The 12270-nt window shown below is 60.4% G+C and carries 15 protein-coding genes and 1 tRNA gene; 5 read left to right on the top strand and 11 right to left on the bottom strand.

What is annotated here, in order from left to right:
- Positions 1-127: 127 nt before the first annotated feature.
- The 7 genes from CUJ84_RS00515 to CUJ84_RS00485 form a co-directional block, all read right to left on the bottom strand.
- The gene (locus CUJ84_RS00515) at positions 128-1405 is read right to left on the bottom strand and encodes an alpha/beta hydrolase (protein ID WP_105004784.1); all 1278 of its coding nucleotides are present in this window, start codon (positions 1403-1405) and stop codon (positions 128-130) included.
- 714 nt (positions 1406-2119) lie between these two features.
- Positions 2120-3001: an aldo/keto reductase gene (locus CUJ84_RS00510; protein WP_105004783.1), complete on the bottom strand. Its 882-nt coding sequence runs from the start codon at positions 2999-3001 to the stop codon at positions 2120-2122.
- A 309-nt stretch (positions 3002-3310) separates the two neighbouring features.
- On the bottom strand, positions 3311-3946 hold the full coding sequence (locus tag CUJ84_RS00505; RefSeq protein ID WP_027681942.1) for a TetR family transcriptional regulator: 636 nt from the start codon (positions 3944-3946) through the stop codon (positions 3311-3313).
- Positions 3947-3965: 19 nt separating this feature from the next.
- A complete protein-coding gene (locus CUJ84_RS00500) occupies positions 3966-4637 on the bottom strand; it encodes a class I SAM-dependent methyltransferase (RefSeq protein ID WP_105004782.1) in 672 nt (223 codons plus the stop codon).
- A 296-nt stretch (positions 4638-4933) separates the two neighbouring features.
- Positions 4934-5236: a hypothetical protein gene (locus CUJ84_RS00495; protein WP_027681944.1), complete on the bottom strand. Its 303-nt coding sequence runs from the start codon at positions 5234-5236 to the stop codon at positions 4934-4936.
- A 154-nt stretch (positions 5237-5390) separates the two neighbouring features.
- Positions 5391-5762: a cell surface protein gene (locus CUJ84_RS00490; protein ID WP_105004781.1), complete on the bottom strand. Its 372-nt coding sequence runs from the start codon at positions 5760-5762 to the stop codon at positions 5391-5393.
- Between the two features lie 190 nt (positions 5763-5952).
- Positions 5953-6273, bottom strand: a complete 321-nt coding sequence (locus CUJ84_RS00485) for a hypothetical protein (RefSeq protein ID WP_027681946.1) — start codon at positions 6271-6273, stop codon at positions 5953-5955.
- 200 nt (positions 6274-6473) lie between these two features.
- Between CUJ84_RS00485 and CUJ84_RS00480 the strand changes: the two genes are divergently transcribed.
- Both CUJ84_RS00480 and CUJ84_RS00475 read left to right on the top strand, forming a co-directional pair.
- On the top strand, positions 6474-7172 hold the full coding sequence (locus CUJ84_RS00480) for a class I SAM-dependent methyltransferase (protein WP_105004780.1): 699 nt from the start codon (positions 6474-6476) through the stop codon (positions 7170-7172).
- Positions 7173-7237: 65 nt separating this feature from the next.
- Positions 7238-7624 carry a hypothetical protein gene (locus CUJ84_RS00475; RefSeq protein WP_245457563.1) on the top strand — a complete coding sequence of 129 codons (387 nt, stop codon included), beginning with the start codon at positions 7238-7240 and terminating at the stop codon, positions 7622-7624.
- Between the two features lie 203 nt (positions 7625-7827).
- On the opposite strand, the gene CUJ84_RS38590 is transcribed toward CUJ84_RS00475, so the two are convergent.
- Positions 7828-8124: a hypothetical protein gene (locus CUJ84_RS38590; RefSeq protein WP_105004778.1), complete on the bottom strand. Its 297-nt coding sequence runs from the start codon at positions 8122-8124 to the stop codon at positions 7828-7830.
- Positions 8125-8151: 27 nt separating this feature from the next.
- Positions 8152-8334 (bottom strand): hypothetical protein, encoded by a 183-nt coding sequence (locus CUJ84_RS00465; protein ID WP_105004777.1) that lies wholly within the window; start codon positions 8332-8334, stop codon positions 8152-8154.
- A gap of 201 nt (positions 8335-8535) precedes the next feature.
- On the opposite strand from CUJ84_RS00465, the gene CUJ84_RS00460 reads away from it, so the two are divergent.
- The 3 genes from CUJ84_RS00460 to CUJ84_RS00450 all read left to right on the top strand — a co-directional run bounded on the left by CUJ84_RS00460 (position 8536) and on the right by CUJ84_RS00450 (position 10349).
- Positions 8536-9057 carry a hypothetical protein gene (locus CUJ84_RS00460; RefSeq protein WP_105004776.1) on the top strand — a complete coding sequence of 174 codons (522 nt, stop codon included), beginning with the start codon at positions 8536-8538 and terminating at the stop codon, positions 9055-9057.
- Between the two features lie 202 nt (positions 9058-9259).
- On the top strand, positions 9260-9862 hold the full coding sequence (locus tag CUJ84_RS00455) for a hypothetical protein (protein WP_199788753.1): 603 nt from the start codon (positions 9260-9262) through the stop codon (positions 9860-9862).
- A 241-nt stretch (positions 9863-10103) separates the two neighbouring features.
- Positions 10104-10349 carry a DUF982 domain-containing protein gene (locus tag CUJ84_RS00450; RefSeq protein ID WP_012755837.1) on the top strand — a complete coding sequence of 82 codons (246 nt, stop codon included), beginning with the start codon at positions 10104-10106 and terminating at the stop codon, positions 10347-10349.
- Between the two features lie 86 nt (positions 10350-10435).
- Here CUJ84_RS00450 and CUJ84_RS00445 read toward each other — a convergent pair.
- A tRNA-Arg gene (locus tag CUJ84_RS00445) sits at positions 10436-10512 on the bottom strand.
- Between the two features lie 122 nt (positions 10513-10634).
- The gene (locus CUJ84_RS00440) at positions 10635-12155 is read right to left on the bottom strand and encodes an ATP-binding protein (protein WP_105004774.1); all 1521 of its coding nucleotides are present in this window, start codon (positions 12153-12155) and stop codon (positions 10635-10637) included.
- Between the last annotated feature and the right edge of the window lie 115 nt (positions 12156-12270).

The raw sequence follows: 12270 nt of genomic DNA, 5'->3' as shown, positions 1-12270 counted from the left end.
AGACAGAATTGCCGTCGTGAATCTGATATATCACATCAAGATGCCATGCCTAGAGATCTCTTTGTTTTTCGCAATTCCGAAACGCAAAACCGCTGTGCACTTTTGCTGGAATTGCTCTGTGGAATTTTTACTGGCTTTCCGGCAGGCCGGCGCCGACGCTGTCGCCGACCGAACCGACGGTATTGTTCATCGACTGGCCGAGACGCTTCAGCTGGGCATCATAGTTGCGCCGGGTGCGCGGATCGAAGATCGCGATCGGCGTGCTGACGGCCACGCTGACAGCACTTCCGGCCGTCTGGGCAGCGCCCATCGCCACCGCGCCGACGGCCTCTCCGAGCCCGACATTGGAATCGGTGATCGTCTGGCCGGCAATCAGCCGGTCGCCGATCAGCTTCACCACCTCAGGGCTTTCAGCGAACTTGCCGTGGTTCAGCCGGTCGCCGCCCTTGAGCTTGGTGAGATCGAGCACGGTGATGCCGGCCGCCTCGAGCTTGCTGCGATAGGGTTCGACGGAGGGATCGATCTGGCCGAGCCGGTCGACATTGCCGGAGATGCGCCGCGACAGCGCCAGAGCCCGGTCGTCCTGCGAGACGAAGATGGTGAAGTGCGGCCTTTCCTTGCCGAGGCTGGCGAACTGGCGGCCGAAGACGTCGACATCGAGATCCGGCGAAGCGAGGATGACATTGTTGATCTTCGGAGCGACATGACCGTTGCGGATCGCCATCTGCCTGAGCGCTTCGACGGTGAGCCACGTGCCCATCGAATGGGCCATGATGGTGACATCGCTGACAGCAGGATTGGCGGCGGTGCGGGTCAACAATTCCTCCAGCGCGTCGCGGGAATAGTTGGTGCTTTCCTTGTCGTAATTATAATCGAAGATGCTGCCGCGCGACGGCCAGGTGAAGACGACGGGCGCGACGTCGGCATGCGAATCATGGACGATCTGCGCGAAGCGGTAGACGGCATCCTCATAGCGATTGTTGAAGCCGTGCACGAAGACCAGCACCCGGCGGCTCTTCGGCATATGGGTCTTCAGCCAGGTCTCGCCGGCCCGCTCGCCTTCCAGGGGATCGACGGAAACGGTGACGAAATCGCGCAGCGGATCGGCCGGCAGGCGGCTTGGCCATTGCACCTGGCCGACCTTGCGATTGGCTTCCGGCGGGATGGAGACATCGACGGCATTGACGGCGAGCCCGGTGCCGCGCTCACCGGAGAAAAGCACGGCGGGATTGTCGTCGGCAGCGCGCGTCGTCGCGACGAGAAGATCGACCTTGGAGGTGCCGGGGGCGACGGTGCCGGCCGCCTGCATGACACCGACCGGCCTGCCGCCGCAGCCGGCGAGCACCATCGTTGCAACCAGAAGACCTGTCAGGGCCGCGCGCGCGGCGCGCCTTTTGCCGATCATGACCAAACTCCAATCGGTTCACGCACCGGACAGGCGGCGCCCGTTCAAATAGTCCGACGTGGCTTGCCGAGTCAAACCGCGGGAGGTGGAAGCCTTTGTTTTGCGCAATCCCTCGTGAAAACCGCAGGACCAGGGTTGCCCGGATCGGCAATTGATCGATTTCGACTTGGGGGCAAGAGACTTTGGGGGGAGAGACTTGGGGGAAAAGAAAAAAGCCCGACGCGGGAGGAGGTGCGCCGGGCTCTTGATCCTGACTGACAACTGGGAGGAGGAGTGTTGTCAGTCCGATGTAAGAGCGCTGGGAGGAGGAGTGCGCTGCTTACGAAGATAGTAATAGCCAATTCTTTTGATTCGGAATAGCGAAAATACCGCAATGCAGCAATGCACTGGGCGCAATGCTTGCCCTCAAAATAACAGGTCACCGCCTCATTTTGCAGCATGTTTGACCGGATGGTCAAAATTATGCCGAAAATTTGGAGCCTCGGGGATCGCCGATGGCTTGCCCCTCATCCGCCTGCCGGCACCAACCGGGGTCGAGCCACGGGTATCGACCCGTCCTTCGGACCCCCGTCAACGGGGCGAAGGGGATATGCCGCGCCCTCTCGATTCCCGTTACCTCTCGCAGGGCACGTCCCCCTCTCCCCGTCAGAACGGGGAGAGGGTTAGGGTGAGGGGCAGCCATCCGCGCAAACCGGAAAGCCGTGGGTTCGCCCGTCAAGCAGCCTTGAAGAGCTTCCGGCCTTCGGCGTCGAGGGCGGAGAATTCCTCGTTCGAGAGGGTGATGTCGACGGCCGCGACGTTTTCCTCGAGATGCTTGACCTTGGAGGTGCCGGGGATCGGCAGCATGACCGGGCTGCGCTTCAGCACCCAGGCGAGCGCGATCTGGCTTGGCGCGGCATTGTGCTTTTTGGCGATCGTATCGAGCAGTGAGCCGGGCTTGGCGAGGTCGCCGGCGGCCAGCGGGTACCACGGGATGAAGCCGATATTGTGCTTGGCGCAGTAATCGAGCACGTCCTCGCTGGTGCGATCAACGAGATTGTAGCGGTTCTGGACGGTCACGACCTTGAAATGCTTCGAGGCGGCCTCGATGTCGGCAACGGACACCTCGCTCAGACCCGCATGGCGGATAAGGCCGCTATCGAGCAGCGATTTGATCGCATCGAACTGTTCCTTGGCCGGCACCTTCTGATCGATCCTGTGCAACTGCCAGAGATCGATCTGCTCGACGCCGAGGTTGCGCAGGCTCTTATGCGCCTGCTGGATCAGGTATTCCGGACGTCCGACGGGCAGCCAGATATCGGGACCGTGGCGGGTCAAGCCGCCCTTGGTGGCGATGACCGACTTGCCGCCATAGGGATGCAGCGCTTCCTTGATCAGCCATTCGGAGACATCGGGGCCATAGGAATCGGCCGTATCGATGAAGTTGACGCCGAGTTCCGGCAGGCGCTTCAGCGTGCGGATGGATTCGGCATGATCGGAAGGCTCGCCCCAGATGCCCTTGCCGGTGACGCGCATGGCGCCGAAACCGAGACGGTTGATCTCGATATCGCCGCCGATCTTGAATGTGCCTGACTTTCCTGCGTTGTAACTGGACATGGTCTTTCCTCTCTTATCAATCAATCATTGAAATCGGTGGAACGGTCGGAGGCGGGTTCAACAGCCGCGGCACGAATGCCGAGGCTTTCGGAGATGCCTTCGAGCGCGAATGTCTGCCCTGATCGAAAGCGATGCCCGCCATGGTGATGATCCGCCCATCGTGGGGATCAGCAGAATGTGGCCGCTGCGACGCTTGCACATATAGGACGGCCCAGTTCCGATGAAAGGGCCCTGATGATAGGGATGAGCGGAAACATCGACATCGATCCGACACTTGGGGAGAGCGCACTGATCCTCAGGCGGTCTGCGTCAAAGCCTGGTCTTTGCCTCGTCGCCGAATTCCGCCAGCATCTTCCAGAGGTCGGCGAAAATCTCCCGGGCGAAATCCTCAAGCGAGGCGCCCGGCGAGCGCTGCTGCCAGAGCTCAGCCCCGACGCGCAACGCACCGATGACGATTGCCGCAAGGAGGCGCATGCGGGGCCGCTCGAGCGGGTCATTTCCCTTGCGCAGAAGCAGCGCCTCGGCGAGCTTCTGTTCGAGCCTGGCGTATTTCAGCTGGTCGCGGGCTCTCAGCGCCGGCGTGCGGTGGATGAGTTCGCCAAGCGCCAGGCCAGGCTCGTCAACCGAGGCGATGACGGTTGCGGTGATTGCCGCCTCGACCGCCGCGACCGAGGATTCTGCCGCCGGCCTTGCCGCGACCGCCGCCATCAGGCGATCGGCGAAGGCATCCTGCCAGGCGAAAACCACCTCTTCCTTGGAGGGGAAATAATCGAAGAAACTGCGCTTGGAGACATCGGCCGCCTCGGTGATGTCCTCGATCGTCGTGGCCTCGAAGCCGCGCTGCAGAAAGAGGGTCATCGCCGCCTGCTCGATGCGCTCGCGCGTCTGCCGCCGCTTGCGTTCCCGCCTGCCTTCGGTTGTCTCCGTCCGCTTGTTCTCAGCCATTCCGGCCCGGCATCATCGTTCAGCCGCCGGTTTCGTTGGAAAAGGCGGCGACGTCGTCGATTTCAGTCTCGCTCTGGCGATAGCCGATGCGCTCGCGCGACAGCTCCAGCGGCTTGCGACGCGAAATCCGGTAGACGGAGGCCGGCGGCAGGTTGCGCACCGTGCCGCCGATGCGCACCGCCTTCAGGCCGAGACGGTCGAGGATCGGCCGCGGCACCGGGCAACGCGGGCCATAGGTAAACTGATAAACGGCCCCACCCGGCCGCATGTAGGCGAAGGCGCCGGCCATGATCGAGGCGATCTTGCGCGGCGACATGGACAAAAGCGGCAGGCCGCTGACAACGGCGCCGACCGGTTCGCCTTCGAAAATATCGGCATGGGCGAGATGGGCGGCATCCATCTGCAACACGCGCGCCGTGGGGAAACGCGCCTGCAGCGAATTGATGAACTCCGGGCCATACTCGATCAGGGTCAGATCCGCCTCGCTGATGCCGCGCGCCAGCAGCGCCCGGGTAAAGACGCCGGTTCCCGGGCCGAGCTCGATGATCGGACCGTCGAGTTCGGCAATTTCACTGGTCATGATCCTGGCAAGCGAATCCCCCGACGGCGCGATGGCCGCGACCCGAAGCGGGTTGCTGATCCAGGAGCGGAAAAAATGCAGGAAATCGGAGCATGCGGCCTTTGCAGTCATGACTATCCCACCTGTCTGAAATTCGATTGATTATGAAATGCGACCATCGCGGCGAGCATGGCAATTCCAAGGCAGACGCGTCAATCGCTCTTCGCTGCGGCTTTTCGCAACACCCACTGTCACCAGTTTGCATGATTCTGTACTTATTGCATTTTTGCATTCAGCGCAACATTTTCCAGGCGGGCGACAATCGACCCAGCGCAACCAGTCACCCCGCATGCGAAAGGGCGACCCTGAGGCCGCCCCTTCAGCCCATAGCGGGCCGCTCACGATCGCGAAAACGCCGAAGCGCCTTGTCAGTAGTTGCAGCTGGAGCTGCTGGTCGGGTTGAAGCCGAGCTTGCAATCCTGGTTGAGCGGCTTCTTCGGGTTCATCATATAATGTGTCGAGCCCGTGGTTTCCGAGGCGCGCTCGCCGATCGAACCGGTCGTGCGCCTGTCGTGCTCAACCTTGGTTTCTTGTTGGGCAACCGGACGCGTGGCTGCACCCTGCTCTGTCGCGCTCGACTGGAGGGGAGCTGCCGTGGCCGAGAAGGCCGAGAGGCCGAGGATTGCGCCGAAGGCAGCGGCCATCAGGCCGTGCTTGAAAGTCGTGGTCATAATCGTCTCCTTGGGAGGATTCGGGGAATTTACGCCCCGGAGTTAGGAAGGCGATCTGTCACATACTACGGTGCCAAAGCAGAGGTCACGGACATGTGAGCGGCGGCCCGATCGAGAAAAAGGCGGCTCATCGCCGCCTCTTTCATTTGCCGGCTCAATAGCCGTTATCACAGGGCATGCTACCGGGACCGATCGATCCGGAAAACGTAGGGTTGCACATTTCCGGAGCTGCCGGCCTGTTCGCCGGCGGGCTGACGATGGAGCCCGTGGTGCCGGCCTCGACGCCGAAAGCGGCAAGCGGATACCAGTAGCCATCGGAATGGCGACGGGTGCCAGGGCGCTCGGTGCGGAAGCCTTGATAGCCATGCCAGGACCCGGCATGTGGTTTATATTGCACCATTTTCACGTCCGAGACAGTTGGCGGGGAAACCGTCTGGACGGGTGCGGCTCGCGCGGGGACAATCGACGCGAGGGCGAGAAGGGCGCCGAGTGCGGCGGTGGAAGGGGTGAGACTGAGCATCTTCATGATAAACCCTCCTTACTGGATTTATCTCGAGAGAATGCCTTTCCAGGTGCGGAGTTCCGCCGTTGCATGCAACTTCCAAAACTCGTGATTGCAGGCGATCCGGCGTGACTAAATCGCCGAAAAACGTGAAAAGTCGCGATCAGGAAGAGGGCTCAAACGGCGCTAGTGAGGAAACGTGAATTCTCTGTTCTCAATTCGCGTATAATGTCCGGTAGCCCTGGCCGGAGAGGCAGGCGACATATTGCCGGTGGGCGGCGGCGCGCGCCGTCGTTTCGGCCTCCAGCTCATCGGCCCCGGCATATCCGGTCAGCTGGGCGCGCAACTGATACTGCTTCCTCGCCTCGTCATACATGGCGTTGCCGTCGGTCATGCAAAGGCCGTGCGCAACAGCAGGCGGATTGACCGGTACGCCGACCGCCAGGAGCACGGGATCATTGGCATGGTCGATGCAGCCGGCAAGGCCCGTCATCATCGCCAGGGCAGCCAGAGCCCGAAAAATTCCCACCGTCATGCATTCCTCCGGCTGAAGCGCCTCGCAAGATCATCAGACCTGCGGATACATCAGGAAGGTTGCGCGAAACTAGGCTGACGGATTGCCTACCAATTCGACCGGACGACGCCACTTGACTGGATATGTTTAAAATATTGCTAAAATATTATATTAATGCTTGCTTATAGTCGTAAACGCTAATCTTTCGGGAGGGAAAGATTATGGCTTCGCCGTGGGTAAAGGACGCGCTGTCACACGCACAATCAGCTTTTTCCAGCAAGACAGACACAAATATTCTTGAGGTCGGAGGCGGCTCCCGCACGCATATCCCCTTGAAAGGAGCGAGATATACCGTTGTCGATATCTCCAAGGAGCAGCTCGAGAAGAACAAGGACGCCGCTGAGCGGCTCCTCGGCGATGCTCAAACCATCGACTATGGAGATCGTCACTTCGACGCCTGCGTCTTCTGGGACGTTCTCGAGCATTTGGAAAGCCCGCGCTCTGCCTTGTTGAGGGCCCATGACACCCTGTCTCCCGGTGATCTGGTGTTCGTCAAGGGTCCGATCCTGAACTCAGCCAAGGGGATCTTCACCGATCTGACACCCTGGTGGACCCATGTCTTGTTCTATCGCTATGTTCTCAGGCAGAAAAACGCCGGAAAGCCGGGCTATGCCCCCTTTCGCGTCGAGCACGCCGCGGAGGCATCCCATTCGGAGATTGCCGGGACATTGAAGGAACTCGGCATGGATGTGGTCTTCGTCGGCGAATATGTGTCGACGCAGGTGCACGCGCTCAAGGACCGAATTCCCCCGCTTTATTGGCTCTATGAAGCTTTCGGCCTTCTGCTTCGCACGACTTCGGCAGGCAAGATCGGGGGGCGAGAGACGGAGTTCCTGATCGTGGCAAAGTGCCTTCGTTAGGGACAGCCCCCTATCCAGTCCCTTTTGCTAGGATCCCTGCAATGAATCTCGGGGGTAGAAGCACGATGCGAATAAGCGGTATGGGGGAGAAGAGCGTGGTCGTTTGCATCCGGCGATTGCCGGCATTGGTTTCGATCTTACTGGCAAGCGCCGTCCAGGCTTTTCCCTGCGATCAGACCATCGTGCTGTCCAACTGGAAGTCTTGCCAGGTCGCCCGCTTGAGCGATGAGGGTGGCGCCGCTGATTGGAAGGCGGTGCCTGAATGGACCCGCGACAAAGCCATAAGCCCGTATTTCTTGAATGATCCGCGTGCGCTGGCAAATCACGGGCTTTGCAACGCCAAATTCCATCGCGTCGTGATCTGCTGGCCGGGATGGGATGAGGGCAATAAGGACGAATGCTCCTATCTCATTTGCAGCGGCGCGTCGTGGAAAAGAGAATTCGGGGGTTGATAGAAACCCTTTAGTTGAAGAAAGAAGCTGAGCCTTGATCTCCCGATCTCAATCTTGAAAGCCTGACGCAGTTTCGCGCAAAACGATTATTGCGGCAACGGCACTACCCATCCTCTTCATCAGCAAATATGCTCGCGGACGGCGGCCGAACGGCGCCCCATAACCTTCAATGTTCAGAGGCCCTGGGTGAACGGCGCGGGGCTTCAATCCTTTGCTTCAGGGATCAGACGTATCAGAGTTCCATCATTCGCCGCAGCGCTGATTGCCGTTGCGATCTGCCGGAGCGGTCCACGCGCGACGAGCGTCTCTGGCCGAGGAGGTTTTCCGGGACCCGGATCGATAAAGGCCGAACACAGGTGATCCGAGTCGCGCATCGCCATGAATGATGTGGCGACAATCGCTTCGCCGCAGGCGGCGCATCGGAGAATGTAGGAACCGCGATGGACGATCGATTCCGTTTTGTCCAATCCGCACGAGGGGCAGGCCAACATATTGTTCATTGCTTCACCCCAGTCTGAGCACGCGGCTTATGAGGCAGCCGCCAGAATGATGGCGATCGCGAGCAGCAAGGGACCCATCCACTTGAAGTGGCGCACCACCGGCGGCCGGTTGGTCGGATTGCCGGGAAACGGCAGATAACCAAAGCCGACGGACGCCATCCACAGGCCGGCGCAAAACATGATGATTTCATCGATATAGGCTGCGATCATTGGCTCTCCTGCCTCTGGATCGGCGCTGCGATCTCCGTCTGCAAGCCCGATGCCACTCATCCTACCCATGAGCACGGCCAGACGGAAGAGAAGAGTGGAGCTGAGAGATTAAACTTGGGGTAGTATGATTACTTCGAATCCCCTAGGCATTCGAACTCGTAACACACGAATCCACTACAGCCACTTTCTCAGGACTATTCCATGCACAACGCCAAATTCATTCGCCACGCCGCCTTCTCCGCATGCGTCGCTTTTGCGACATTTCATGCCGGACAGGTTCTGGCCGATTCGGCCAATGACAAGTTCTTTGACGCAGCCCTTTGCAAGCCACCCTATACGATGACATCGGCAATGAAGATCTATGACGTCGTGGAAGCTTTGGCCAAGCCGGACACGTCGTCTTTGGGTGCGGCGATCTACAAACTCCCGAACCAGATAGACCGCGACGGCTTTAAGTCGACCGAGGTTTTCTTTGCCAGCAACGCGGTTGGAATTTTGGTCGAAGGCGAGCGCGCCGACGATCTGGCCGCAAAATACGGTTTGAAGCCGGAGACCTCGGACCTGCTCGGCACATCCACCAAGGGCTATTCGCGCGAGCTGCCGGCAGATCTGCAGCCGGAACCCGGAATGGCCGGCCCCGGAAAGGTCTCCATCGTTGCCCGCCAAGGCAACGCCCTGCCGGGCAAAACTTTGCTGGCGTGCGAATTCGTGCAGGAATTCTAGGAGGCGTCGTATAAGCGCGTAAAACCAGCATCCCGCTTGTCACCAGCCATGTGCGGATGAGACTTGTGGTCAGCTATTTTAGGGGTCACCCACAAGCCAGTGCCCCAGCGCTCCCCCGGGACCAAAAGACGCCATTGACGTCGTTTGTCGTGCGGGCCACTTTGCAACCATGTTCGAACGTGAACCTGGGGCCAGAGCCGATATGAAAGCTGGAACCCTCTACGCAATCGCGGGCGAGAGGGGATGGATTTATTATGGGCAGGTTACTGGCGACAAGGTGATTGCGTTCTTTCAGCGTCGAGATCGAGAAATTGCGACGGCGAATGACATCACGAGTTCGCCAGTCATGGCGTTGGTCGTTGTTGCGTACCCTTCAATTGGGCGTGCGCTTCGTGCTGGCAGCTGGAAGAAGCTCGGGCACTCGCCTATTTCCGAGCAGAATCCTTCTAGGATGGTCGTGCAATGGCCGGTCGGAACGTTGAAGGTTACGGTTTGGCAGGGGGGTACACCGAGCCATGAAACTTCGGTAGAGGATCCCGCGATCCAAATGATGGAGACCATCGCTGTGTGGGATGCCGAGTATCATATCCCACAAAGATTGACGGCCGACTTTGCCGCGGAGGAAGCCGAATGGCACGTTGGCGGACCCATTTGGCGGGAACGAAGAGTCAAGGAAGAAAGATCAAGACGTTTTCCCGACGAGCCTGCGCATAGATTGCCTGACGACTGGGTGCCTACGAACGCCTCCGGAAGCTCAGGTATGTTGTCGGGAATGTCAGGTGCTGAGGATGGCGCGGATTTCTGATTTCCATCGCGACCTCGTGATCTTCGACCCGACGGAAATATGACGCAGGTATCCTGCCACGATCTGGTCGAGCGACAGGCTCGGCGCGGGCCCCTTCGGTGGCCAGACCCTTTTCGAAAGGCACATCCCAGCAGTTCGCTGCTTCAGAAAAGCATCTCGTTCATCCCCTCACCTCGCCACGCCGGATCAACCGCGCTATGTGAGCAGCCTACAGAGAGCACGCAGCGGAGATCCTGAGATCATGCAAACCATTTGGAAGAAGCCGGTAACGCTTGCCCTCGAAGGCCCGGATCAGTGGGTGGTGATCCAGACGACCCAGGCCGCAACATGGGCGCTGGTTGAGGACTGGCCGACCGAAGAGGGCCCCGCCCTGGATAGGGCCTGTGCGGTTTGCGCGGATGTGATGTCGGGAAAACGGAACCGGGAAGAGGCGCGGCAGGCGTTCATCGACGCTGCGATCGAAGCCGGAATCCCCATCAAGGAATGAGGCCGGGGGCTCTGGCACATGATGCCGCCCGTGCGCGCCCGATCATACTGTGAGCCTGCGGCTCTGGGCTAAGTAATTGGGAAGAATGGCGCACCCGAAGAGATTCGAACTCCTGACCCCCAGATTCGTAGTCTGGTGCTCTATCCAGCTGAGCTACGGGTGCGTGCAAAATGCGGCGGTACCGCTTGCGTGGCGATCCTCTAAAACGTCCTTCGGGACAATGCAAGAGCATTTCTGAAAAAATCGCGTGTTTGTCTGCCAGCAGCCGCGCCTTCGGAAATCACGTCACTTCTCGATGTGCGGCCGGCTGCGGTAATCCTCCAGCGAAACCGGGCGATCGGGGATCTCGATGCGGAACTGCGTGCCGACCGTCGGTTTTTCCACCAGCGCGATCGTGCCGCCATGGGCGAGTACCAGCTCGCGGGCGATGGTGAGGCCGAGGCCGGTGCCGCCGGAACGGGCGGAGCCGCGGAAGGCGGCAAAGAGGTTCTGGCGCGCCTTCAGCGGCATGCCGGGGCCGGTATCGTCCACCGTGATGCTGACGACGCTGCCGACGCGCTGGGCGGAGACGGTGATGCGCCTGACGGAACCCGGGCCGCCCTCACCCGGCGACGTCAGCGCCTGCAGCGCGTTGCGGCAGAGATTGTGGATGACGCGGAAAAGCTGTTCGCCATCGGCATCGACCTCAAGCTCGGCGCCGATCTGCTCTGCGAATTCGATGCCGCTTAGCGGATCGATCGCCAGCATGTCCTTGACGTCCTGGGTCAGTTCCAAAAGGCGGATGTGGCGGCGGCGCGGCGCGGATTCGCTCGCCTTGCCGTAGGACAGCACCTCGGTGGTATAACCGACGGCGCGGTCGATGGTGCGCAAGAGCTTCGGCGCGAAGCTCTTGACCATCGGATCATCGACATCGACCAGCCGGTCCGACATCAGCTGCGCCGACGCCAGGATATTGCGCATGTCGTGATTGATCTTGGAAACGGCGAGGCCGAGCGCTGCCAGGTTCTTCTGCTGCTTCAGCGTCTTCTGCAGCTCCATCTGCATCGAGGTGAGGTTTCGGCCGGCGACGGCCAGTTCGTCGCGGCCGCCGTCGCCGATATAGATATGGGCCGGGTTGTCGGGATCGGAGGAAAATTGCTGCATGCTGCCGGTCAGCCGGCGGATCGGGCCGATGAGGATGCGGTTGATCGCAAAGAAGATCAGCGTCGCCGTGAAAAGCGAGATCAGCACCGACAGCAACAGGACATTGCGGGAATAGACGAACATCGCCCTGCGCAGCGGCCTGTCCTTCATCACCACCTCGACGCCGGTATTGGTGTCGCCGACGGGACCGTAGACGCGGATCATCCTGCCACCGCCGAAAACCAGCGTGTCCAGCGCATCGCGGATTGCCGTTACCGGCGGCACGTCGGTGAGATCGTAGGATTCGTCGACGGAGGTCGGCATATCGGTCGTCGCCAGCAGCCGCGAGGTGCCGTCCTTGCGCAGCACGATCGCCTTGGTGCCGGTCGCTTCCAGCGTCTCTTTCTGCAGTGCGCGCGGCAGCTCGACCGGTTGCAGCCCATCGATGACGATGGCGGCGGCAGCGGCCGTATTCAGCCTGTCCTGCAGCCAGCGCACACGCATGCTGGCGACCGAGGGGAAGAAGATCAGGATTTCGGCGAGCATGATAAAGACGACGGTGAGCCAGAGCAGCTTGCCGGAAAGGCCGCCGAACAGGCCGGCAGGCGCGCACGGCGCCCTCGCAGCCTCGCCGGCCGCCGGGTTTTCCGCCGAGGGATTATCGCCCTGATCTTGGTTCGGCATTCTGGTCTCGCCCGATCGGCAGCACGTCAGCCGCCCTTACCGTTGAGCTCTATATTAGACCAATACGCTCCGCTTTCAAATCTTTGCGAGCAGCGTCGTGTCGCCACAAGAAAAC

Origin of the sequence: Rhizobium leguminosarum, from assembly GCF_002953715.1 — a bacterium.
In the GTDB taxonomy this organism is placed as follows: domain Bacteria; phylum Pseudomonadota; class Alphaproteobacteria; order Rhizobiales; family Rhizobiaceae; genus Rhizobium; species Rhizobium leguminosarum_V.
This window is presented reverse-complemented; position numbering and strand designations above follow the sequence as displayed.

Bases quoted from the DNA above. Each gene is read 5' to 3' on its own strand.
- CUJ84_RS00515 (WP_105004784.1), bottom strand. From the start codon at position 1,405: ATGATCGGCAAAAGGCGCGCCGCGCGCGCGGCCCTGACAGGTCTTCTG.
- CUJ84_RS00510 (WP_105004783.1), bottom strand. From the start codon at position 3,001: ATGTCCAGTTACAACGCAGGAAAGTCAGGCACATTCAAGATCGGCGGC.
- CUJ84_RS00505 (WP_027681942.1), bottom strand. From the start codon at position 3,946: ATGGCTGAGAACAAGCGGACGGAGACAACCGAAGGCAGGCGGGAACGC.
- CUJ84_RS00500 (WP_105004782.1), bottom strand. From the start codon at position 4,637: ATGACTGCAAAGGCCGCATGCTCCGATTTCCTGCATTTTTTCCGCTCC.
- CUJ84_RS00495 (WP_027681944.1), bottom strand. From the start codon at position 5,236: ATGACCACGACTTTCAAGCACGGCCTGATGGCCGCTGCCTTCGGCGCA.
- CUJ84_RS00490 (WP_105004781.1), bottom strand. From the start codon at position 5,762: ATGAAGATGCTCAGTCTCACCCCTTCCACCGCCGCACTCGGCGCCCTT.
- CUJ84_RS00485 (WP_027681946.1), bottom strand. From the start codon at position 6,273: ATGACGGTGGGAATTTTTCGGGCTCTGGCTGCCCTGGCGATGATGACG.
- CUJ84_RS00480 (WP_105004780.1), top strand. From the start codon at position 6,474: ATGGCTTCGCCGTGGGTAAAGGACGCGCTGTCACACGCACAATCAGCT.
- CUJ84_RS00475 (WP_245457563.1), top strand. From the start codon at position 7,238: ATGCGAATAAGCGGTATGGGGGAGAAGAGCGTGGTCGTTTGCATCCGG.
- CUJ84_RS38590 (WP_105004778.1), bottom strand. From the start codon at position 8,124: ATGAACAATATGTTGGCCTGCCCCTCGTGCGGATTGGACAAAACGGAA.
- CUJ84_RS00465 (WP_105004777.1), bottom strand. From the start codon at position 8,334: ATGATCGCAGCCTATATCGATGAAATCATCATGTTTTGCGCCGGCCTG.
- CUJ84_RS00460 (WP_105004776.1), top strand. From the start codon at position 8,536: ATGCACAACGCCAAATTCATTCGCCACGCCGCCTTCTCCGCATGCGTC.
- CUJ84_RS00455 (WP_199788753.1), top strand. From the start codon at position 9,260: ATGAAAGCTGGAACCCTCTACGCAATCGCGGGCGAGAGGGGATGGATT.
- CUJ84_RS00450 (WP_012755837.1), top strand. From the start codon at position 10,104: ATGCAAACCATTTGGAAGAAGCCGGTAACGCTTGCCCTCGAAGGCCCG.
- CUJ84_RS00440 (WP_105004774.1), bottom strand. From the start codon at position 12,155: ATGCCGAACCAAGATCAGGGCGATAATCCCTCGGCGGAAAACCCGGCG.